Genomic DNA, 22,117 nt, shown 5'->3' with positions numbered 1-22,117 from the left:
GTCCCTTCGTAGAGGTCGATGCAGTTATCTTCCTCCGTGCCTATCGCGCCAACGCGATCGGGCAATCCGGAAAGCGGATTGCGCCTTCCCGATATCGTTGGCACGATACGGCCACGGCATGATCCGCGCCTCGACGCGTCCGCGCAACTGCCTCGCGAAACAGGCTGTCCGGAGCCTGCCAGTCGTGCCGAATGCGACGGTGGGCGATCAACCATAGCCCGCGCTCATATCGAAGGGCGTCGGAATAATGGTCGGCATGGTCAGGGCCGATATCCTCGCTCCGACACCGCGTGCCACTGCAGTGCTGCGCGACCAACTCAGTACCCGCGGCTGTCGGTCCAGTCCTCGGTCTCGCCGGGCTTGTAGGTCTTGCCCGGCACCTTGCCTGATGCGGTCTTGAGATCGAACCCGATCCGGTCGGCGCCACCCTCGATGTCGACGCCGAAGGCCGACAATGCCCAGCTGGTCATGACATAGTGGCCGATCGAAAAGACCAGATCCATCTTCTGGCGCTTGTCGAAATATTTGCCGAGCGTTTCCCATGTCACATCGCTCAGCGTGCCGTCATCGATCAGTTCGTCGACCGAACGCAGGATGACTGCATCCTGCTCGTTCCAGTTACCGCCCTGCGGATAGTCGCGGATCGCCGCGATCTCGTCGAGCGTCAGGCCCGCATTCAGGCCATAACCCACATGATTGTGCCACTCATAGGCGGACTTCACGCGCCAGGCGACGCGCAGGATGACGAGTTCGAGGTAGCGCGTCCCCAGTGTGTTCGACATCAGCAGGTGCTTGCCCCAGATGTTGTAGGCCTTGCCCAGATCGGGGTGGTTGGCCATCACCATCATGACGTTGGTTTTCGAGCCCTCTTCCCACGCATTGGGCTCGCCCCAGAAGGCAAAGACTTCACGTGCGTCGTCCGTCCACTCTGCGCGCGGCAGGTGCAGGATGCGTGGCTTGATATCGCTCATTTACTCAACTCCCTCGTATCTTTCGGCGTGAATCACGGCGCTGCGTTGAGCGCCTGCGATTCCGCATCGCAATTGGACGGCTGTGCCTTCACCTTCTTCAGTTCCGCGCGCGCGGCCTTCAGGTCCTTCTGGAAAACGGGATTCGAATGCAATCGCGCGACCGTCGCCGCCGCCGCCACGCGACCTTCCTCGATATCGCTCAGCCAATGGACATTGCAGATGCGACGGCTGTCGCCAAAGGCACGTCCGCGTGCAACGATCCGGGCGGCGCGTTCGGGCATCAGCTCGGCAAGGATCAGGCTCCAGCCATAACCAATGGCGCTGTGGCCCGACGGATAGGATCCGTCCTTGCGCAGCATCGGTTCCCAGTCGGGCGTGCAGGTCGGCTCGCCATTGACCATGAAGGGGCGTGAGCGCTGATGCGCTTTCTTGATCGCCGCCGTCGACAGGCCGAGATCGGCCGTCGTCTTGCGGAGCAGCTTTTCCAGCTTTGGCGTGGTTTGGGCGCTGATCTCGACACCCGCCGCGCAGGACAGCGGTATTGTCGACTTGGGGCTGAACAGGTCCGCATCAGCAGTCGCCAACGCCCAGCGAGTGCTGCCCCTCAGCGGAAGCGCAGCATTGGCTGCCTCAACGTCACGCGCCTCGGCCGCCGAACCCGGCACGGGGGGAGCGGGCGAGAGGACAGTGCTGTCCGGCATGGGTCCCGATTCGAGATAGCCCTTGCCCAGCATTGACCCTGCAGGCCGCTGCGCGGGCTGTTCTGCTGCAGCCCCTGCGGCAGCGGCAACAATCGATAGCGCGACGATATATTTCATTGTTTCCCCTCGTCGTTCAAAGCGCTGCGATTTTGAGCAGATAGCCGGTGACTGCGTCCGGCTCGGTAATCATCAGGTCATGGCCCGTATCGATGTCCCATACACGGCCGTCGCTCCTTGCCTTGAGTGCTTCGATATCGCGTCCCTCGATGGTCGATGTGCAGATGATGTGCGATTGCGGGATCGCCCAGAGCGCATCCTCGTTGTGGAGCTCCAGCTTCTGTTCGAAGCATTTCCATGGGTGCGGCGTGAGCTTGGGCTTCATCCACTCGATGAGTGCAGGATCGGTCACGCCATAGAAGCTCATCGGATCATTGCCCGGAAAAAGCACCAGCTCCACTCCGTCGACCACGCGCCCCATCTGCCGCGCGAGCAGCATGAACGGACCCGCGACATCGACAAGAGACTGGCCGTTCACCGGGTTGGCCGCATCGAGATAGACCAGATGGCCGATCCGGTCGGCTGCGCGATCCGCAATGCCGGTAATGACCATGCCGCCATAGCTGTGGCCGACGAGGATGACGTCGCGCAGGTCCTCGAAGTGAAGCAGCTTCACGACATCGGTGATCTGCGTGTCGAGGTCGATATCGGGTGAAAGCAGATGCTCGCGTTCGGCAAGGCCGGTCAGCGACGGCGTATAGACCTCATGGCCTTCGGCCCGGAGCAACCGCGCGACGAACTGGTAACACCAACCGCCATGTCCCCCACCATGCACCAGTACGAATGTCGCCATATATCAGAGTCCTTCCACCAGTATGGCGCGGTAATTCGCACCCTTTTTCCGATGCTCAGCGGCGGCCTGATATTCCGGACTATTGTACCAGGCCCGCGCGTCGTCAGCGCTAGGGAACTCAAGAATGATGACACCGTCGGGCGCCTCACCCTCCAGCGCCTCCATTGCGCCGTATACGGCAAGCGGCTTCAGCCCGTATTTCTCCACGAAATTGCCCGCCTGGGCGCGATTGCTCGCGCTGTAGGCGTCCATTTCGGCCTGATCGAAAACCGGGCCTTCGCGCGTGAAGATCATGTATGCGGGCATGGTGCGGTTTCCTTCGTTCAGTGGCCCATTGCCGGCAGCGATGCCTGGCCGAGCCGGATGCGGGCGGCCTCGAAATCGGCCTTGTACGTGCGGCTGGCGAGCAGGAAGCAGATTGCCGCCGGGATCACGACGACGAGCGAGCACAGCAACGCCATCCGCAGTGATTCATCGCCATAGCTCGGCCTCAGCAAGTCGCTCAGCTTGCCGATTGCCACCGGGCCAAGTCCAAGTCCGATCAGGTTGATGATGAACATCGAGCAGGCGGCCGAAGTCGCCCGCGCCCAAACCGGCGCCAGCGTGGTGCAGATATAGATCATCGGCGCGGCAAAGAGCCCGGTCAGGAAAACCTGTATGCCGAACAGCGGGAACGCGTATTCGACGGGCCCGGTAAAGGCGAAGGCGGCGGCGCTTACGGCGAGCAGCCCGGCAATGATGGGGGTCCAGAGATGCCAGCGTATGTCGCGGCGGCCGAGAATGTCGGCAAGTGGTCCGCCGCAGATATGCCCGAGGATCGAGCCCGTCGCCACATACAGACCCAGCTTGGCACCGATCTCGACCGAACCCAGACCATGCGATCGCTCGACAAAGGCCGGGATCCAGGCGTGCATTCCCATGCCGATCAGCGCCTGGATCGTGGCCGCCAGCATCATCAGCGGCAGCGTCCGGATATTCCAGAGCGTGCGGATGGTTTCTCCAAAGGGCGGCTGGGCGAAGGTCTGCCTGACGCCATCAGCCAGCCCGGCGCGGACTTCGCGGATCGTGAAATAGACCAGCGGGCCAATGATGAGGCCGGGAACGCCCGCAAGGATGAACGCCCAGCGCCAGCCATATTCGGCGAGCGCCCAGCCACCAAAGGCAAGCCCGACGCCCATCCCGATAGGCGACCCCAGCAGATAGATGGAGAGTGCCGTTCCACGCTGCTTTTGCGGGAAATAGTCGCTGATAAGCGCCTGAATCGGTGCACTGCCGCCCGCCTCGCCAAGTCCGACTCCTACGCGCGCGAGAAATAACTGAACGAAACTCTGGGCGAAGCCGCAGACGACGGTCATGAAGCTCCATGCCGATACCGCGAGCGCCACGACCCCGCGCCGCGACCAGCGATCGGCCAGACGCGCGGCGGGAATGGCGGCGAGGACATAGACCAGCGCGAAGGCAAGCCCGGTAATCAGTCCGACCTGCTGGTCGCTTAGCTCGAACTCCTTGCGGATAGGTTCGACCAGCATGGTAAGGATCTGTCGATCCAGCGTGCTGCAGGCGCCGACGAGCACCGATACAAACAGAACGTAAGCGCGATACGGGAAAGCCGGAAGGCTGTCCGTCGTTCCTGAGGCGATTGCGCCCGCTGGCGGGATCTCACTCTCGGCTCTGGTGACTACCACGCCGTCTGCGGGGATAGTTTCTGCCATGATGCTCTCCTCCCCCGCCAGGCCAGAGCTTCTTTTTCGGGGCTCGGGTCCTTCAGGAACGCAGCCGTTACATGGCCGCCGTGTCGATGGTCGGCCTTATCAGGATTTGGGAGACATTTGCGCGCGGCGGCAGTGACGCAATGAAAACAATCGCGTCGGCGATGTCGGACGGTTTCATCGCCCCCTCCTTGCCGACATGCTGCTGCATGGCGGCGCGCATGGCGGGATCGCCGATACCACCCGCGACTTCGGTCTCGGTCGCCCCCGGCTCTACGATGGCGACGCGGATGCCGGCGCCGCCGACCTCCTGCCGCAGTCCCTCGGTGAAGCCGGTCAGCCCGAACTTGCTCGTCGAATAGGGACCGAACAGTCCGGCGGCGCGACGGCCCGCGGTCGAGGAGATGTTGATGATGTCCCCGGCCCCCTGCGCCTTCATCGGGCCGATCGCGGCCTTGCAGGTGTAGAGCGTGCCGAGCAGATTGATGTCGATGACGCGCCGCCATTCGTCCAGCGGCAGGCTTTCGACGCCTCCCGACTGTATGACGCCCGCCGAATTGACGAGGATATCGATACGCCCCAAGCGGGCGACAGTATCCTCGACCGTTTTGGTCGCTTCGGCCTCCACCGCGACGTCGCCGGGCAGTGCCAGGGCCTTGCCGCCTGCAGCCTCGATCCGCGCAACCAAAGCCGCGAGCCGGTCAGCGCGCCGTGCGGAGACGGCGACGGTTGAACCCGCTTCCGCGAGCGCGAGTGCGGCTGCTTCGCCGATCCCCGACGATGCTCCGGTGACGAGAGCCACCTTGCCCGACAGACTCACCGTCATGATCCGCTTCTCCCACTTGCCGATATTTCAGCAAGTGATCGCGCGGCGACGTGTCGCTGTAAAATATTTTGGCCCAAACCGTGGCCGGCGTGGCCAGATATCGCTCAGGCGTCCTCGTCGCTCATCCAGTGCACGAAGCGCTGAAGCGGCAGCATTCCGTCATGCGCGCCGCCCATGACGTGCTTCGCTGCCCCGCCGAGCCGGACCACACGCTGGGCGCCCGCACTGGCCAGCCGGTCGCGCATCGCGCGCTTTCGTTCAGGCGGATACATGCCGATCGTCTGCGTCGCGACATTTACATAGCGGATCGCATCATCGAGCGAGCTCACATGAACGACGTTCGCGGTCTTGTTGCTCGGATGGAAATCGACGGGCTCGCTGGTCAGGATCACGAGGCCGCGTCCATCGGGCTTGCCCCAGACCGTGCATTCATCGTCCATAAGCTGGAGCATCTCGATCTCGTCGCGCACCTCCACGGGCAGCGGATGCGCCAATGCCGAGGTCGTTTCGCGATCGACGCCGAGCCGTTCCTGCAAACGGGCGCAGAATACCTCGACACCCTCGCGCTCGCCTTCGACGAAGATGAAGCGACTGGCGAGGCACGCCTCCTGATTCATCGTCGCAACGTCGGTCGCGGCGGCATCGGCGATCTCGTCGATCACTTCGGAGTTTTCAAATCCCTCGGGTCCGATCATCGAGATCGAGGTCTTGGGGTCGAAGGACACCATCTGGATGCCGGGACCGATATACTTGATGACGTTGCGGATCGCGTCGCCCCCGCCCCAGGCGACAATCTTGTCAAAATATTGGGGACGATAGAGCGTGCCCTCGATCCGCTCATCACCGCCGCGCCAATAGACCGCGGACATCGAACGGACGACGGGATGATCGGGATCGACATCGGCCATGGTGCGCAGCATCGCGACGCAGGTGAACGGGTCGCTCGAGGGCATCTTGAAGACGTTGATCGCTTTCACCAGCGCGCCCTGCGCGATCGACGAGATACACCCCGTCGGCGAATTGCCCGCGAGCATGTGGACCATGCGCGGCGGAAAGGCGCGCAGCGCGCCCTTGTTGCCATGCATGTCCGTGCGTTCGACCCAGCCATCGAGCGCCGCGGGATTGAGAAAGCTCGATTCGATGCTGCACCTCAAGCCCTCCGGCGTCAGGAAATGCTTGGCGCGGCGGAACAGGTTTTCCACCACGCGCCGCGGCAGCGGATTGACCTTGACGGTATGCTCGAGCGCCTCCTGCAGATAGGGATTGGTCTCGAAATCCATCCGCTGGCCGGCCTCGACGAGAAAGTCGATGATCTCGCTGGTCGGCACGTCGAGCAACGGCGGCAGTTCCGAACGCGGAGCAACGAGCGCGTTGAGGTCGATCTCGGGCGTGACGAAGTCGACACCGAGGTCGCGTGAGCGGTGCGTGATCGCATTGCCCGACACCAGCTTGCCGCGGACGAAATGGTTGACCGGGATCGGCTGCTCCACGGGGGGCGCTGCCTCGGGCTTCTTTTCCAGGACGTTCATGCCACACCTCTCACATAAGCATCGACGGTGCCCGCGCAGCCGATCTTGTCGTCGCCTTCCAGGTCGGCGTAGCGGGCGATATTGTCGCGGATCGACGGACCAGCGCTTCCACAGCTGCACGGGCCGTAATCGAGCGAAATCCTGTCCCCCGTGATCACTCCGCCCCAGCGCCCGTCGAGCGAAAGGTCGAAGAACGCGGCGCGGCCTTCCACCTCGCCATCATAATCGTGGGGCAGCAGCGCGTCGCCGTCCTTGTTGAGGATCATCGGCACGATCCACGGCGGCACATGGTAGCGATTGCCCTCGCGGCACTTCGGCATGCCCGAATTGAGTTCCTGCATGCTGTAGTTCTGGAAGTGACGACCCTCGGGAATGTTGAAGGTCTCGTGGACGAATTGCTGATAGTCCTCGGGCAGTTGCGCGCGTTTCAATCCGCCGCCGATATAGATGCAGTTGTCGGGGTCGAAGTCCTTCGCGCTGTAGCCGCGTTCGCGCACGGCCCTCGCAACCTGGTAGAGCGCGTTCCACATGCCCGCGATGTAGAGCTTGTCGTGCCGATGCTCGATCATCGCGTCAGCGGCGATGTCGACCGCACGGTCCATCGCTTCCTGCCGCTGGCGCGAGGTCTCGTCGAACTCGGCAATGTCGCCGGGGCGGGCGGTGCCGTCGGCTATCGCCTTGCGGAGCACCACCATGCGCGTCAGCGAACCGACGGTGATCGCGGGTACGGGATATTGGAAGGCTTCCTTCGTCGGATCCCCAAAGGCTTGGCGCTGCGCCTCGCCGATGATCTCGTTCTTCGGCACCTTGGCCACGGGCGCAAGGCCCATGATCTTGCGGTCACGCCTCGGCTGCACGCCCGATCCCCACGAAAAGACGTTGACCGTGTCGGCCTTCGACCAGTCCATGTCCTTTTGCGAGGCGATCAGCATCGCGGACTTGCCGGTGGTGCCGCTTGAGCACGAAATGAAATGGCCAACCGCCTGAAGCCGGTCGATCCAGTCATCGACGTCGCTTATGTCCTCCATGTCGATCGGGCGGATCGGATGCGCGGAAATCGTGCTGAGCCATTTGGTCAGCTTGTCCCAGCGCTCCTCGAGCAGCCAGTTCTCCGGGTAACTCTTGTACGCGGTATGCGGGAACAGCAGCTGCACCGCGTCTTCGACCGAGTTCAGCTCCGAAAGACCTGCCTCACGGGCGCGGTGGGCAAGCAGCTTGATCGTGCCCTTGTTCTCCTGAAACCGCTCGTTGAGCGCCTCGACCTGGAGCGCGCGCAGTTCCTGATAGGGGATGTTGAACCTGTAGTCCGAACTCGCCAGCCCGGTAAGCCGATCCGCTGCCTCACCCATCACTTGCTCCTTGCCGCTTCTGCGAAATTGCATTAATAGCACCTGATACGTTTCATTATTCACGATTCGGCAGAGAGCGCAAGCCCAAACATGGACGCAAGCATCGAAACCATCGCCGCAGAGGCAAGAAGCCGCGCCGGTCGCCCGACCCGCGAACAGGCGCAGGCGCGCCACGCCGAACTGCTCGACACCGCTCTCGACATGTTTCTCGACAAGGGTTTCGAGCTGACGACGATGGAGGGCGTGGCCGCCGCGGTCGGCATGACCAAGCGCACGATTTACGCCCGGTATGAGGACAAGGCGTCACTATTCCTGGCAGCGGTCGAGCGGGCGATCGAGCGTACCCGGATGTCGCCCGCGGCATTGCATGCGCTGGCGAGCGACGATCTAGAGCGGACGCTCACTGCTATTGCCCGGACGCGCATTGCCGATCTGATGACACCCCAGGGGCTGAAGCTGCGGCGCGTCATAAACACCGAGTCATACCGCTTTCCCGAGATATTCACGCTGTCCTACGAGCAGGGCGCAAAGCCGGTGATCGACTTCCTCACCGATCTGTTCCGCCGACACGATAGCGCCGGGGCGGTTTGCGTGGAGCGCCCCGAAATGGCAGCCAATGTCTTCATGAGCATGGTGGTCGGCGGCCCCGTCCGTCTTCTCGCCTCGGGTGAAGCCATGCGCCAGGACGAGATCGAAGACTGGATTGGAACTGCCGTCCGCCTGTTCCTCAACGGGGTCCGGCCACGCTGAACAAGAAAAGAGGAGGAGAGGATGGCTTCGGCCTATTGGGGTGAGTTGCGAACACATTGGCGGCCCCTGCTCGCTGCCACCATGGGCCTCGGCTTCGGCATCGGCCTCAACGCCTATACCGCGAGCATCTTTGCGCCCCGGCTGATCGGCGAATTCGGCTGGGCCAGGTCGCAGTTCGCGCTGCTCGCCAGCTTCGGCCTTCTGATGATCGTGATGCAGCCGATCACCGGGCGCCTGACCGACCGGTTCGGCGTACGTACGATCTCCGCGGTCGGTGTGCTCACCGGCCCGATCGCCTATGTTGCCTATGCCTTCCAGCCCGGCGACATCAGCGCGTTCTTCGCGATCGCAGTGCTTCAGATCGTGGTCGGAACGCTCACCACCTCGCCCGTTTACACTCGCATCGTCGCGGAACGTTTCGAGCGCGCGCGTGGTCTTGCCTTCTCGATCGTGATGACTGGCCCACCGCTCGTCGGAGCCATTTTCGCTCCGGCACTCGACTGGCTGATAGACGCGGAAGGCTGGCGGACCGCCTATCTTGTGCTCGGCGCCGCAACGCTCGCCTTCGGTCTGCTGGCGGTGTCGATGACGCCTGCCCATGTCGGCGAAAGGCAGGTCGTGCACGAGTCCGTGGAAAGCCACGGCAACGACTACCGGCTGATCCTCGGCAACCCGGCCTTCTGGGTACTGATCGTCGGCATGGTGCTGGTGAACATTCCGCAGGGCCTGGCCTCGGCGCAGATGAAGCTGGTCCTGATGGACAGCGGCGCGGCTTCGCAGACCGCTACCTGGCTCGTTTCGATCTACGCCATGGGCGTGATCGCGGGCCGCTTTGCCTGCGGGCTGTCGCTCGACCGGGTGCAGCCGCATCATGTCGCCGCGCTGGCTTTAGGCACGCCCGCGATCGGGATGATGCTCATGGCCTCTCCATTCGATGCGACGCTGGTCCTCGCCCTGTCGGTCGCGCTGATGGGAATGGCACAGGGCGCGGAAGGCGACATCGCCGCCTATCTCGTCTCACGCCGCTTCGGCCTTGGGGTGTTCAGTCTGGTGCTGGGGTTGGTGGGTGCCGCCATCGCCGGCGGCTCGGCGATTGGCGCGCTGACGCTCAGCTACACGCTCAGCCAGTGGGACAGCTACGCACCGTTCCTGATGCTCAGCGCCTGTACCACCTTGATAGGCGCGCTCCTGTTCCTGACGCTTGGGCGTCGTCCCCCGATGATGCGGGGAGCCGTCGCATGAACGCTTCCACCGAAAAACGCGTTGCCGTCGTCACAGGCGCAAGCGCCGGCGTCGGCAAGGCGGCCGCCCGCCAGCTGCTTGAAAAGGGTTGGCGCGTGATCGGTGTGGGACGTGATCCGGAGCGCTGCGCCAAGGCAGAAGCCGAGTTGCGGGCGCTGTCCGGTGCCGATTTCACCATGATCCGCGCCGACTTTTCGCTCCTCGCCGATGTCGCGCGCGCGGCGAACGAAATCGCACGAACTACGCCGCGCGTCGATGCGCTGCTCAACAATGCCGGGGGTGTATGCGCCGAGCGGGTGATCACGCCCGAAGGGCATGAGGCCACGTTCGCGGGCAACCATCTCGCCCACTTCCTGCTGACCAGGAAGCTTATGCCGCTTCTAAAAGCGGCGGCCGCGCAATCAGCGCCGGGTGCGGTGCGCGTGGTCGCGGTGTCGTCCACGGGACATGAGCATTGCCCTGCGATCAAGTGGCACGACCTGACATTTTCCGAAGGCTTTGTCGGCGGGTCGGCCTATTGCCATGCCAAGCTTGCCAATGTGCTCTTCGCACGCGAACTCGCGCGGCGCGTGGCGGATTACGGCATCATCTCGCACGCGATGCATCCGGGCGTGGTCGACAGCAATTTCGCGAACCACTGCGATGCGCCGATGAAGGCCTATATGGAGTCGATCAGGGATCGCGCCTCTACGCCCGAGGAGGCCGCCGACACGCTGGTCTGGCTGGCGAGCGCAGAGGAACCGGGGCAGAGCAGCGGACTCTATTTCCACCGGCGCGAGGCATTGTCCCCTTCCCAGACCGCGCAGGATGACGACACCGCGCGCAGGCTGTGGGAAGTCAGCGAGGAACTTGTGGCGGGCTACTGAGCCCGCCCCTCAGCGACGATGCGGAACTCGTCAAAGGCATTTGCGGGAATCGCGTAGCCCCTTGTGTCATCGCCGATCTCGTCGAAATGGGCAGCGACATCTTCGGCCGTTGGCGGCGCTTCCAGCGGCCCGTTCCAGCCTTTGGTCGCGCCGACGAACATGCGCGCGATGCGCCCGCCTGCAGCCGAATAGACCGCATGGGTCGAGGTGCAGGATTCATGCGCCAGAAATGCCACGAGCCCAGCCGTGTAGCGCGGATCAAAGGCGGGATAGAGCGTCTCGACCCAAGGGTTTGCACCGAGTGTTCCGGGGCCCATGGCTGCCGCCATCCGGCTCGCCGCATTGGGCATGACCGCATTGCAGAGAATCCCGTGCGGCCGCCCTTCCTCGGAAAGGCCGTGCATCAACCCCATGACCCCGCCCTTGGCCGCACCATAGGCGGACAGTTGCGGCAAACCCAGCATTCCGCCCGAAGAGGTCGTGAAGACGATCCGGCCAAAGCCCTGCGCCTTCATGTGCGACCAGGAAGCATGCGCGACGTTGAACGACCCGCGCACATGGACAGCCAGCAGCGAATCCAAGTCTTCGGCCGTCAGCTCCTCGAAGGGACCGAAGCGCATATTGCCTGCGTTTGCGATGACGGCATCGACTCGCCCGAACGCATCGAGCGCGGCCTGCACCATTGCCTGTCCACCTTCCGCCGATGCGACGTCGCTGGCATCGGCGACGGCTTTGCCGCCCGCCGCCCTGATCTCGGCCACAACCTCTTCCGCCATTGCGGAAGACGCGCCAGAGCCGCCAGCGACCGATCCACCCAGATCGTTGACCACGACCGCCCCGCCCCGCGCTGCGATTTCGAGCGCATAGGCGCGTCCCAATCCCCCGCCAGCGCCGGTTATGATGACCGTGCGGCCGTCAAAGCGGATCGTGCTCATGCCTTATGTCTCCGGAAGCTGGCGGCATCCCGCGCGCCGTTCAGAATTTGGCGATCACATGCGGCAGGTCCACGGTCGTTCGGATCCCCGGCGCTGCTTCACATATGACAGGAATAGCATTGACGGCACGATGTGCGGTCAGCCCCGGTGTGAACGCGGCATAGTCCTCCGGCTTGACCGGGAAGGTGATGCCCACGTCGAGCGGCGTGTCCCCCTCGACGCGGATGCGCCATCCTGACTCGCGCAGTTCCCATTCGGGATGTTCGATGTCGCGCGAGCAATACCAGTTGGCGCGGAAGCGCAGCACGGGCTTGCCATTCCGCAGGCCGGTGATCGTGATGCGCTGCGCAGCAACGGTACCGGCTTCGATCGTTCCCGCGGCGATCTCCGCGGTGTTGTTGGCCGCCGACATTTCGCCGACAGCGTCCCATTCGTCGGCTTCGAGGCCGATCGCGTCCGCAATCTGCGCCATGGAGGCCGCGAAGTCGTGCTTCACATACTCGACCTTGCGCTGGTCGAACTGGCCCGGCGAGACGCCATAGCCCATGATGTTGAACAGCAGATCGGGCGAGTTGCGGCTCGACATGTCGGCATATTCGTCGATCGTCAGACAATCGTGCCGCCGGGACAGCGACAATAGCGGGATCGCCAGCGCCTCGGTCACAAAGCCGGGGCTCGACCCCGTGCTGTAGATCGAACTGTTCCCCGCCTCGCACGCCTGTTCGATCCGCGCGCGAACATCAGGATCCATCGATCGGGGATGATGGAAGTCGCCGCGCGTCGTGACGACATTCTTGCCCGAGGCGAGCAGACGGCAGAGCTCGTCGATATCGGTGCCCTGGCGCATATACAGCACGCAGTCGGCCTTGGTCGCCACGAGATCGTCTACCGAACTGGTTGCCTTGACGCCGCAGGGCGCGATGCCAGCAAGTTCGCCCGCGTCCTTGCCTACCTTTTCGGGCGAGCTCACCCATAGCCCGACCAGTTCGAGCTGCGGATGCTCGATCACCGTGCGTAGCGCCCGAGAACCGACATTGCCCGTCGCCCATTGGATGACCTTCCAGGTCCTGGTATCCATCGCTGTTTCCCTCTCCGCTCGACCGACCATCAATAGCAGGGGCGTCAGAACTTGACCCCGGCCTGAATTCCCCAGGTCGCGGGCGCGCTCCAGACACTGCCGATGCCGAAATTATTGTACTGCACCTGTGTCCGGTAGCGGTTGTCGGTCACGTTATCGCCGTACACCGCAAGCGTGAACTTGTCCGACGGATCGGTCCACTGGGCGCGGAGCGCCAGCACCTCATAGCCATCTTCCTTGAACTGGATGCCGGAAGGCCCGTGAAAGAAGCTCGAGGTGTAGTAGAGATTGCCCGAGAGCACGAGCTCGCCACCCGCGAGTTCGGTCTGGTAGCGCATGCCAAGATTGCCGGTAAACTCCGGCGTGCGCTGCATTGTCACATCGCCGAGATCGGTCGGGACAACGAGAAAGGAAATCCCCTGCGCCGCACAGGTCTGCACAGTGCATCGCGTGTAGATCGGCGCATCGGGGAACTGCTTGTAGCGGCCATGGGTGTAGGCGGCGCCGACATTGATGTCGAAATGCTCGTTGAAGCGGTAGCTGAGCTGGCCATCCAGGCCGTAGATTTCCGACCGCGCCGCATTGACGATCTGCGCTGACGGCGGATTGCCCCTGAACAGCGAGACCTGCAGATTATCATAGTCGTAATAATAGGCCGACACGTCGGCCGACAAATTGCCATCGGCGTATTTGTAGCCGACTTCATAGGATTTGATGTCTTCCGGCTTCACGATATTGCCGGTCGCACCGCCTACATCAAGGATGCCCGCCTTGTAGCCCATGGTGAAGGACGCATAGATGCTCGATTCCTCGCTGGGCTTGTAGCGCAGCACGAAACGCGGCGTGACCTTGTCGTCTTTCAGGTTCGGGACGAAGGTTTGCACACCGGAAAAGGGCGCAATGTAATAGGGATCATCGACGACGTCGTGGCTGTAGCGCGCACCCGCCGTCACGAAGAGCTGCGGCGTGATTTCATAGGTGAGATCGGCAAAGGCGGCATAGGTTTTGGTCGTGGTACCGGACCCGCCGAGCGCGATGCTCGCAAGCGGGTTTGCGGGTGTCGGCGTGCCGAAGCGGGTGCGCCATATATCCTTGTTGCTGAAATAGAAGAGGCCGGTGGTCCATTGAAGCGGAGTACCCGGCTTTGAGGTCAGCAACAGTTCCTGCGAGAATGTCTTGTTCCGAACGGGGATGTGCAGAAGGAAGACCGGCGCCGCCGTGTGGTCGAGATCCTCGACGATCAGCGACTCCTCGTCGCGATACTGCGTGTAGGAGGTAAGATCGCCGAAGCCGAGGTCGGCGCGGAACGTCGCCTGCAGAACATCGCCGTTGAAGCGGAATTCGCTCGGTCCCGATGTCGCGACCTCGTCCGGATCGGTGGCGTAGAGGCTCGAGGGAAAATTGGAGCCTGCACCGCCGATATCATCCCCGACATAGATGTTGGTATTCATCAGGGTCGGATCATCATTGTCGGTGTGCTGGTAACGCAGCACCAGCGACATGCTGTCGGTGAAGTCCACCTTGAGGCCGGTACGGACCGACCAGTTGCTGAACTCGCCGTCGTCATCGCGGCCGGTCGTGATATTGTGGACGAAGCCGCCACCGCGCCGAAACAGGCCTTCGATATCCATCGCAACATTCTCGATGACGCCGCCCGTGGCGTAGCCCTGCACCGTCAACGTATCGAAGCGGCCGTAGCTTACTTCGAATTCGCCATTGGCATCCGATGACGGCTCCGCTGTCGTGAGCAGTATCGCGCCGCCCGTGGTGTTGCGGCCAAAGAGCGTGCCCTGCGGTCCCTTGAGCACCTGCACGCTGCGCAGCTTCATGAGCTGGAAATCCGCGGCAAGCGGATTGGGCGAGTAGAATCCATCCACATAGATGCCGACATTGGCGCCACCGCCCGAGCTCGTGACGGCGGTGCCGACGCCGCGGATCGTCGGCTGCACGAACGTGGCGGCGGCGTCGAAGCGCAGTGCCGGCGTGACATTGGAAATGTCGGAAAGCGAGGTGGCACCGGACCTGGTGAGTTGATCTTCGGTGATCGTCGTGATGGCGATCGGCACATCGCGCGAAAGTTCGGAGCGGCGTTGCGCGGTGACGACGATCATGTCGCCTTCCTCCTCCGCAGCCGTTGCGTCGGCGGACTGCGCAAGGGCTGCTTGCGGAATCAAGGACAGCAGAGCGGCGAGGCCGATAAAGGATGTTGTGGTGTGCAGCCGCATTCTGGCCATTTTACGCCTCCCCTTTTGCTGGACGCCCACATATGGACGCTCTCATTGCTGGCGCGCATGTTAGACTGCGCGCCGCATCCGTCCTTTTTCGATTTTCTTGGCCATTCATCGAAAATCGCGATCAATCGACAGACTGGCTGAGGCTGCCAAACCAGCGTCAGGGGCCGATATAGTCGATCGTACCTTGCTGCGGATCCGGCGAGTCCGCCTGCCAGCGCACCGAGCCGAATGGCCGTTCGAGCCGGCGCCGGACGCGTGTTTCGCCGGCCTTGCGGTCAAACGAGCGGACCAGCGCTTGCGCATCGATGTCCGCCTGCGTGATCCGGTCACGCATGCGCAGATAGTCGCCCCATGTCGGGCATTGGTATCGTTCGGTCCAGAGCGCCGGATTGGCGATATCGCGCGCGAGCGACCAGTTGAAACCGCCGTTGCGCAAGCGTGTGCGCTGCACCGCGAGCATCGCATCGTAGAAGGCGCGTGCCTGTGCCGGATCGACGTCATAGTCGATCTCGATGACCACGGGCCCCGAGCGCGACGTGAGCGCGAGCCCGACTTCGGGCTCGTTCGCCAGTTTGACCGGCTCAACATCGGCCTGGCTTGCTTCTGGTAGTGGCAGCAGCAACGACAGAAACGGCATGACGGACAACGCGGCGCCCGATGCCACAACCGCCACATCGACCGACCATGTGTTTGCCACTGCGCCCCATATCACAGCGCCAATCGCGATGCCTCCGGTCAGAGCGGAGGAGAACAGCGAGAGCGCGCGCGCAGTGACCCATCGCGGGGCGGCAAGCTGCACCGATACGTTCAGCAGCGCGATGGTGAGGATATTCGCCCCGCCCGCCACGAACAGCGCGAGGCAGGTGAGCGGGACCGAACGGCTGAAGCCAGTCACAACCAGCGCCAGCCCTCCAACCACGGCCATGAATCCCGTGGTCGGCTGGGTTCCGAAATGCGTGCGAAGATGGCTCACCATCAGCGCGCCAGCCACCGCACCCACGCCGCTTGCACCAAGCAGAATGCCATAGGTGCTGGCGTTGCCGCCCAGAAGGTCCTTGGCGATCAGCGGCGCCAGCGCCGCTGCGGATGCGCCGGCAAGTCCGAACAGGAACGCTCGCAAAAGCACGATCCGAATTGGACCGGCATGAAAGGCGTAGCGTGCCCCCGAAACGATCGCGCGATGGATTTGCTCGGGCGGCAGGCGCGACGGCACGTGCCTGCGGTTCCAGATCATGAATGCAGCGAACAATGGAATATAACATACCGCATTTATTGCGAAAGCCGCTTGCGCTCCCGCAGCCAGAACGATCAGGCCACCCACCGCCGGGCCGAAGCTGCGCGCGACATTATAACTGATCGAACCCAGCGCAATCGCGGCGGGTAGTTCATCGGCTGGCACCTGCTCGCTGATGGATGCCTGCCAGGCCGGCGAATAGAGTGCCACCCCTGCCCCGATCAGCGCACAGAAGCCCAGCAAGACCCATGGGGACGTGAGTCCGAACCAGGCAAGCGCGGTCAGCACGATGGCGCTGGCGATCGAGAAACCCAGTCCCGCCATGGCGATCCGACGCCGGTCGAACATGTCGGCGACAGCGCCCGCCGGCACCGCCACCAGCATGAGCGGCAACATCATAGCGGTCTGGACCAGCGCGACCATGCTGGCAGACGTGGTCAGGCGTGTCATTTCCCATGCTGCACCCACGCCAAGGATGAGCTGGCCAAAATTGGACAGAACGCTCGCAAACCAGATTCGACGGAAGACGGGCTCACGCAGCGGCTGAAAAGCACCGCCACGCCGCGCGCTTTCGCTGCCGCCGGGTGCCTCCATTGCACGCTCCTCCGATTGCCCCTTTCCCCTCTCCTATCCGCCAATTCCGAAGGAGGGAAGCACGCCGCGCATCCCGCCATTCCAGGTCGTCGGGCCGGCTTTGCCCCCGGATCCGGGCGGTTATCGCCGCTGCCACACGCCTTCGCGCGGCGGCATCGTGCGATCAATCGCCCACACGATTGGCGAAGCAGTGGCGTGCACCTTACCACCGTGTAATAGCCAGCCCTTAAAGAACCGCGCGCGCGCGTAGTCAGATCAGGAGATGAGAAGTGGCCGAGGCCTATATCGTTGACGCCGTCCGCACCCCCCGCAGCATCGGCAAGATGGGCAAGGGCGCACTATCGCACATGCACCCCCAGCACATAGCGGCGACCGTTCTGAAAGCGATCAAGGACCGCAACAACCTCGACACCGCTGACGTCGATGACGTGATCTGGGGCACCAGCGCCCAGATGGGGCTGCAAGGTGGCGACATGGGGCGCATGGCCGCACTCGATGCCGGCTATGACATCAAGGCGTCGGGGGTCACGCTTGACCGCTTCTGCGGCAGCGGTCTTACTGCGACCAACCTCGCGGCTGCACAGGTGATGTCGGGCATGGAGGATCTCGTGATCGCGGGCGGCACGGAGATGATGTCCTATGTGACCTGGTACGGCCAGTCGCTGCGCGAGGCAGGCGTGAAGTCGCCTGGCGGGCTCGGCACCGGCAATATGCGGCTGCAGGACAAGCACCCTCAATCCAACCAGGGCGTCTGCGCAGATGCAATCGCCGCCATGGAGGGTATTACGCGCGAGGAGCTGGACGCCTTCGGTGTTGAGAGCCAACGCCGCGCGGCGATCGCGCTCAAGGAAGGACGCTTCGCCAAATCCGTCGTCCCCGTTCTCGATGACGATGGCAATGTGATTCTGGACCATGAGGAGTATCCGCGACCTGACACGACCGCGGAGCAGCTGGCGCAACTGAAGCCCGCTTTCGCCATGTTTGCGGACATGCCTTCGCGGCCCGATGGCCCAACCTTCCGCGAGCTCATCAACCAGAAATATCCGGACCTGAAGATTGAGCCCCTCCACCATGCCGGCACGTCTTCAGGCGTCGTCGATGGTGCGGCCGCGATCCTGCTGGCGTCGGAAGCCTATGTCAAAAAGGCCGGGCTTAAGCCGCGCGCCCGCATAGTCGCCACCGCGAATATCGGCGATTGCCCGACGCTCATGCTGAACGCTCCCGTCCCCGCGGCCAGAAAGGTGCTCGAAAAGGCCGGCCTGACCAAGGACGATATCGACGTCTGGGAAGTGAACGAAGCCTTTGCCACCGTGACCGAGAAATTCATCCGCGACATGGACATTGACCGCGCAAAGCTGAATCCCAATGGCGGTGCGATCGCGCTCGGCCACCCGATTGGGGCGACCGGTGCAATCCTGATCGGGACCGCGCTCGACGAGCTTGAGCGCACCAATGGCCGCTACGGGCTGATCACCATGTGTGCAGCTGGTGGCATGGCGCCCGCGATCATCATCGAACGTGTCTGATCGGCTGCCCCAGTCGCGCGGCGATGACGCTTCCGTTTGTTCGCGGCGGCGCTATGATAGCCGCGCCAGGGGAGGAAAGATGAGCGGGGGGATGTTCGAAGAACCGACCGATCTGAAACGAAATGCATCGCTCAAGCTGACCGTCATCGCCAGGCAATTGCGCGCGCATTTCGACCAGAGCGTCGTTCGGCTCGGTGTCACCCGCTCGCAGTGGACCGTTATCGCGGTGGTAGCGCGCAGACCCGGGGTCACGCAGCGCATCATCGCAAATGCTCTCGAGATTTCGGAAGCCTCCGCAGGCCGATTGATCGACCGTCTTTGTGCGGACGGCGTGCTTGAACGTCGCGCCAAGGATGATGACCGACGCGCCCATGCCATCTTCCTGACCGAGGCGGGACAGGCGATCACTTCCCAATTGGCCGGCATTGCACGCGTCAACGAGGACGCCGCCTTCGCAGGTTTCAGCGAGGACGACCTTCAGCGCCTGAACGAGCTTCTTGATGCGCTGTCCGAAAATATCGGCAAATCCTGCGTCAAGCCGCTGGTTTCGAGCTGAAACACGAAAAAAGGGCCACCAGATGTCTGGCGGCCCTTCTTGTATTTCCGACCTATTCGGTCCGCTCGGGCGGTTTCCCGCCCGACGCGTGCCGTAACCTCAGCGCGAGGTGAGAAGATCGCGCTTGGTGAGGCTCGTGCTCAGCTTGCCATCAGCGGCCGTGAGGGTCGCAGCGGGAACGCTGACCATCTTGCCGTTGAGGATGATCTGGGCAACGCCGTCCTGGGTCACGCGGTAAACGGCCGCGAGACGCTCGCCCTTGGGGCCGTAGAGCATCTTGCCTTCAAATGCCGCGACGTTGAGCGACGAAAGCTGAACCGCGTCATTTGCAGCCGCGACCTGCGGGAGTACGCCAGCGGCAAGGAGCGAAAGCGGAAGGGTGATCTTGATAAGCGTTTTCATGTCCGACCTCTTGAAGAAAGACGTGTTGCCAAAACGGGCATTCTCTTAAACACTAACCTAGTTTAGCTATTACGATGAAAATGTCAAGCTAGCTTAGTATTATTTTTTGCAAGTGCGAATGCGCTTTTCGCAAGCGCACAATACCCGCCCCGGCATCCGGGGCGGGTGCTCGCTGGGCCGCCGTTCAGATTATGCAGGTCTCAGCGAGGCGGCATACGAATGGCGCCGTCAATACGGATGGTCTGTGCGTTCATGTAGCTGTTGCGCACCAGTTCCACCGCAAGGCTGGCAAACTCCTCGGGCTTGCCAAGACGCTTGGGGAAAGGAACCGACTGATTGAGCCCGTCCCACATTGCGGGGTTCATGTCCTTGAATCGCAGCATCGGCGGCGTCGCGAAAATGCCGGGCATGATCGAATTGACACGGATGCCGAGGTCCATGAGATCGCGCGCCATCGGCAGGACGAGACCATTCACGCCAGCCTTCAGCGAGCCATAGGCTACCTGACCGATCTGGCCGTCCTGCGCCGCGGCGCTTGAGGTAAGGACGATAGTGCCGCGCTCTCCATCTTCGAGCGGATCGAGTCCGGCCATGCCGAGCGCAGCGATCGACGCCATGCGATAGCTCGCCACGAGAACGCCCTCTGCCGAAATGGAGTAGTCCTGGGTGGACAGGCGCTTGAAGCCGCCCGCTTCCTTGTCCTTGCTCACCGTCTTGCCGCCCTTGGAGACGACGGCGCAGTGAACAAGGACGCGCTCCTGGCCATTGACAGCGCGCGCCTTCTCGAAGCCCGCAAGCGCGCTTTCCTCTGACATGATGTCGACCTTGCAGAAGAGCGCCCCGATCTCATCCGCGATCTTCTGGCCATTCTCCTCGTTGATGTCGAAGATCGCGACCTTCACGCCCGCTTCGCGCAACGCCCTGGCGGTCGCCAATCCAAGTCCTGATGCGCCACCCGTGACGACAGCCGAAAGCGAAGAGTCGATTTTCACAGCGTTTCTCCCAAGACTGGATTTCTAGCGGCTATTGGCGGAGACGTGACGCTTCTCAACCCGCGGTCGACAACGCAATCAGGATATCGCCACGGCGTTGGCGCGTCATTGTGTATCGTGCTAGCGATAGCCCAGCATTTCGCCCAATTACGGGGTTGCGGCGCCGGTGCCAGCTTCTAGTTTCTGCCCCCTGTTATTCGCGCCCAGGCGGCGCCAGGGGGATGAAGGGATACTATGACCCAGGTCATGAAGGGCGTCCGCGTATTGGAAGTGGCTCAGTTTACCTTTGTGCCCGCTGCCGGCGCGATCCTCGCCGACTGGGGCGCGGACGTCATCAAGGTCGAGCACCCTGTGCGCGGCGACACGCAACGCGGCTTCCTCAACATGGGCGGCGTAACGCTGGATCCCCTGCGGCACACACTGTTCGAACATCCCAATCGTGGCAAGCGCAGCGTCGGCATCGACGTGTCGACGCCCGAAGGGCAGGAAGTGCTCTACGAGCTCGCCAAGACCGCCGATGTCTTCCTGACCAACTATCTTCCGCAGGTGCGTCAGAAGAACAAGTTCGACGTCGAGCATATCCGCGCGGTGAACCCGAACATCATCTATGCGCGCGGCAGCGCGCTGGGAAACAAGGGGCCCGAGCGCGAGATCGGCGGCTTCGACGGCACCTGCTTCTGGTCCAGGAGCGGCATCGCCCATGCCATGACCCCCGAGCAATTGCCCGGACCGCTCACCCAGGGCATCCCCGCCTTTGGCGATTCGATCGGCGGCATGTTCATCGCGGGCGGCATTTCGGGCGCACTGCTTCACCGGGAAAAGACGGGCGAAGGCGTCGAAATGGATGTCTCGCTGCTGAGCGCGGCCTGGTGGGCGTCGGGCGCGCTTATTTCGCAGGTGATGGAAACCGACATCCTCACGCGAAACGGGATGCCCACATCGGGCGGTTCGCTGCGCAACCCCTTCATGGGCAACTTTCACACGTCTGATGGCGGCACGATCAACCTGTGCATGGTCAGCCCGACAGGGCTGATCGAGGACACGTTCAAGCATATGGGCGTCCCCGAGGCAGCAAATGACCCGCGCTTCAAGGACGTGCACTCGCTGATCGAAAATGCAGGCGCCGCGAGCGACATTCTCGTCAAGGCCTTTGCGTCCAAGCCCTTTGACTATTGGCGCGAGCATCTGAAGTCAATGAAGGGCCAATGGGCGCCAATCCAGAGCTTCAAGGACCTGCTGACCGACCAGCAGACGATAGCCAATGACATGATCGTAGAGGTTGAAGGCGCTGACGGCGGCAAGCCGCTCCGCCTTGTTCGCGGGCCCGTCCAGTTTGACGGCCAGCCGCTGGAGACCACGCGATCGCCCCAGGCGTCCGAGCACACCGAGCTGGTGCTGATGGAGCTGGGCCTTGAGTGGGACCGTATCGAGGAATTAAAGGCCAAGGGCGCCATCGCCTGATTGGCCGGAAGGAATTGCAGAATGAAACCCGGATCGAAATTGAAAAGCGCCGTCTGCGACACCGAGGTGATGGTCATCCGGTGCGGCGAAGGCACGATCGAATGCGGCGGCGCGCCCATGGGCGATGCGAACCCCGAAACATTGGGCGTACCAAATGCGGATTTCTCTGCCGGCACGCTGATGGGCAAGCGCTATGTCGACGCCGATGGCAAGTTCGAGCTGCTGTGCGTCAAGCCCGGCAAGGGCTCGCTGTCGGTGAACGGCACAGCGCTGGGCATCAAGGACGCCAAGCCGCTTCCTGCTTCGGACTGA

General features: G+C 62.8%; 21 protein-coding genes. 7 read left to right on the top strand and 14 right to left on the bottom strand.

Annotated features, from left to right (window positions below):
* Positions 1-317 precede the first annotated feature (317 nt).
* From MKI88_RS01340 to MKI88_RS01305, 8 genes are all read right to left on the bottom strand, one after another.
* Positions 318-971: a carboxymuconolactone decarboxylase family protein gene (locus tag MKI88_RS01340; RefSeq protein ID WP_241628728.1), complete on the bottom strand. Its 654-nt coding sequence runs from the start codon at positions 969-971 to the stop codon at positions 318-320.
* A gap of 32 nt (positions 972-1,003) precedes the next feature.
* Positions 1,004-1,789: a phosphatase PAP2 family protein gene (locus tag MKI88_RS01335; protein WP_241628726.1), complete on the bottom strand. Its 786-nt coding sequence runs from the start codon at positions 1,787-1,789 to the stop codon at positions 1,004-1,006.
* Positions 1,790-1,805: 16 nt separating this feature from the next.
* Positions 1,806-2,522 (bottom strand): alpha/beta hydrolase, encoded by a 717-nt coding sequence (locus tag MKI88_RS01330; protein WP_241628724.1) that lies wholly within the window; start codon positions 2,520-2,522, stop codon positions 1,806-1,808.
* Between the two features lie 3 nt (positions 2,523-2,525).
* Complete coding sequence (locus MKI88_RS01325; RefSeq protein ID WP_241628722.1) at positions 2,526-2,816, bottom strand: DUF1330 domain-containing protein; 291 nt, start codon at positions 2,814-2,816, stop codon at positions 2,526-2,528.
* Positions 2,817-2,845: 29 nt separating this feature from the next.
* On the bottom strand, positions 2,846-4,234 hold the full coding sequence (locus tag MKI88_RS01320; RefSeq protein ID WP_241628720.1) for an MFS transporter: 1,389 nt from the start codon (positions 4,232-4,234) through the stop codon (positions 2,846-2,848).
* A 67-nt stretch (positions 4,235-4,301) separates the two neighbouring features.
* Positions 4,302-5,057 (bottom strand): SDR family oxidoreductase, encoded by a 756-nt coding sequence (locus tag MKI88_RS01315; RefSeq protein WP_241628718.1) that lies wholly within the window; start codon positions 5,055-5,057, stop codon positions 4,302-4,304.
* A 104-nt stretch (positions 5,058-5,161) separates the two neighbouring features.
* Positions 5,162-6,586, bottom strand: coding sequence for an acyl-CoA reductase (locus MKI88_RS01310; RefSeq protein WP_241628716.1), 1,425 nt, complete (start codon positions 6,584-6,586; stop codon positions 5,162-5,164).
* Entirely contained in the window at positions 6,583-7,935 is a 1,353-nt protein-coding gene (locus MKI88_RS01305; RefSeq protein WP_241628715.1) for a hypothetical protein, read from the bottom strand. The genes MKI88_RS01310 and MKI88_RS01305 overlap by 4 nt, the downstream gene beginning before the upstream one ends.
* A 90-nt stretch (positions 7,936-8,025) precedes the next feature.
* Between MKI88_RS01305 and MKI88_RS01300 the strand changes: the two genes are divergently transcribed.
* Genes MKI88_RS01300 through MKI88_RS01290 form a run of 3 tightly spaced genes read left to right on the top strand, consistent with a single transcriptional unit; the run spans position 8,026 to position 10,793 of the window.
* A complete protein-coding gene (locus MKI88_RS01300; RefSeq protein WP_241628713.1) occupies positions 8,026-8,685 on the top strand; it encodes a TetR/AcrR family transcriptional regulator in 660 nt (219 codons plus the stop codon).
* 21 nt (positions 8,686-8,706) lie between these two features.
* Positions 8,707-9,927: an MFS transporter gene (locus MKI88_RS01295; RefSeq protein ID WP_241628711.1), complete on the top strand. Its 1,221-nt coding sequence runs from the start codon at positions 8,707-8,709 to the stop codon at positions 9,925-9,927.
* Complete coding sequence (locus tag MKI88_RS01290; protein WP_241628708.1) at positions 9,924-10,793, top strand: SDR family NAD(P)-dependent oxidoreductase; 870 nt, start codon at positions 9,924-9,926, stop codon at positions 10,791-10,793. The genes MKI88_RS01295 and MKI88_RS01290 overlap by 4 nt, the downstream gene beginning before the upstream one ends.
* Here MKI88_RS01290 and MKI88_RS01285 read toward each other — a convergent pair.
* The 4 genes from MKI88_RS01285 to MKI88_RS01270 all read right to left on the bottom strand — a co-directional run bounded on the left by MKI88_RS01285 (position 10,787) and on the right by MKI88_RS01270 (position 16,868).
* Positions 10,787-11,728: an SDR family NAD(P)-dependent oxidoreductase gene (locus tag MKI88_RS01285; protein WP_241628706.1), complete on the bottom strand. Its 942-nt coding sequence runs from the start codon at positions 11,726-11,728 to the stop codon at positions 10,787-10,789. The two genes, MKI88_RS01290 and MKI88_RS01285, sit on opposite strands and share 7 nt — an antisense overlap.
* Before the next feature lie 40 nt (positions 11,729-11,768).
* Positions 11,769-12,806, bottom strand: a complete 1,038-nt coding sequence (locus tag MKI88_RS01280) for a dihydrodipicolinate reductase (protein ID WP_241628704.1) — start codon at positions 12,804-12,806, stop codon at positions 11,769-11,771.
* 44 nt (positions 12,807-12,850) lie between these two features.
* Positions 12,851-15,040 (bottom strand): TonB-dependent receptor, encoded by a 2,190-nt coding sequence (locus tag MKI88_RS01275; RefSeq protein ID WP_241628702.1) that lies wholly within the window; start codon positions 15,038-15,040, stop codon positions 12,851-12,853.
* Positions 15,041-15,197: 157 nt separating this feature from the next.
* The gene (locus MKI88_RS01270) at positions 15,198-16,868 is read right to left on the bottom strand and encodes an MFS transporter (protein ID WP_241628700.1); all 1,671 of its coding nucleotides are present in this window, start codon (positions 16,866-16,868) and stop codon (positions 15,198-15,200) included.
* 269 nt (positions 16,869-17,137) lie between these two features.
* Between MKI88_RS01270 and MKI88_RS01265 the strand changes: the two genes are divergently transcribed.
* Together MKI88_RS01265 and MKI88_RS01260 are read left to right on the top strand one after the other, a co-directional pair.
* Complete coding sequence (locus MKI88_RS01265) at positions 17,138-18,394, top strand: acetyl-CoA C-acetyltransferase (RefSeq protein WP_241628698.1); 1,257 nt, start codon at positions 17,138-17,140, stop codon at positions 18,392-18,394.
* Between the two features lie 91 nt (positions 18,395-18,485).
* On the top strand, positions 18,486-18,950 hold the full coding sequence (locus MKI88_RS01260; protein ID WP_241628696.1) for a MarR family winged helix-turn-helix transcriptional regulator: 465 nt from the start codon (positions 18,486-18,488) through the stop codon (positions 18,948-18,950).
* A gap of 99 nt (positions 18,951-19,049) precedes the next feature.
* On the opposite strand, the gene MKI88_RS01255 is transcribed toward MKI88_RS01260, so the two are convergent.
* Complete coding sequence (locus MKI88_RS01255; RefSeq protein ID WP_241628694.1) at positions 19,050-19,352, bottom strand: hypothetical protein; 303 nt, start codon at positions 19,350-19,352, stop codon at positions 19,050-19,052.
* Between the two features lie 200 nt (positions 19,353-19,552).
* Positions 19,553-20,344 (bottom strand): SDR family oxidoreductase, encoded by a 792-nt coding sequence (locus tag MKI88_RS01250; RefSeq protein ID WP_241628692.1) that lies wholly within the window; start codon positions 20,342-20,344, stop codon positions 19,553-19,555.
* 234 nt (positions 20,345-20,578) lie between these two features.
* On the opposite strand from MKI88_RS01250, the gene MKI88_RS01245 reads away from it, so the two are divergent.
* A complete protein-coding gene (locus MKI88_RS01245; RefSeq protein WP_241628690.1) occupies positions 20,579-21,805 on the top strand; it encodes a CaiB/BaiF CoA-transferase family protein in 1,227 nt (408 codons plus the stop codon).
* A gap of 21 nt (positions 21,806-21,826) precedes the next feature.
* Positions 21,827-22,117 carry a hypothetical protein gene (locus MKI88_RS01240; protein ID WP_241628687.1) on the top strand — a complete coding sequence of 97 codons (291 nt, stop codon included), beginning with the start codon at positions 21,827-21,829 and terminating at the stop codon, positions 22,115-22,117.

This window comes from Sphingomonas sp. LaA6.9 (assembly GCF_022601895.1).
In the GTDB taxonomy this organism is placed as follows: domain Bacteria; phylum Pseudomonadota; class Alphaproteobacteria; order Sphingomonadales; family Sphingomonadaceae; genus Sphingobium_A.
This window is presented reverse-complemented; position numbering and strand designations above follow the sequence as displayed.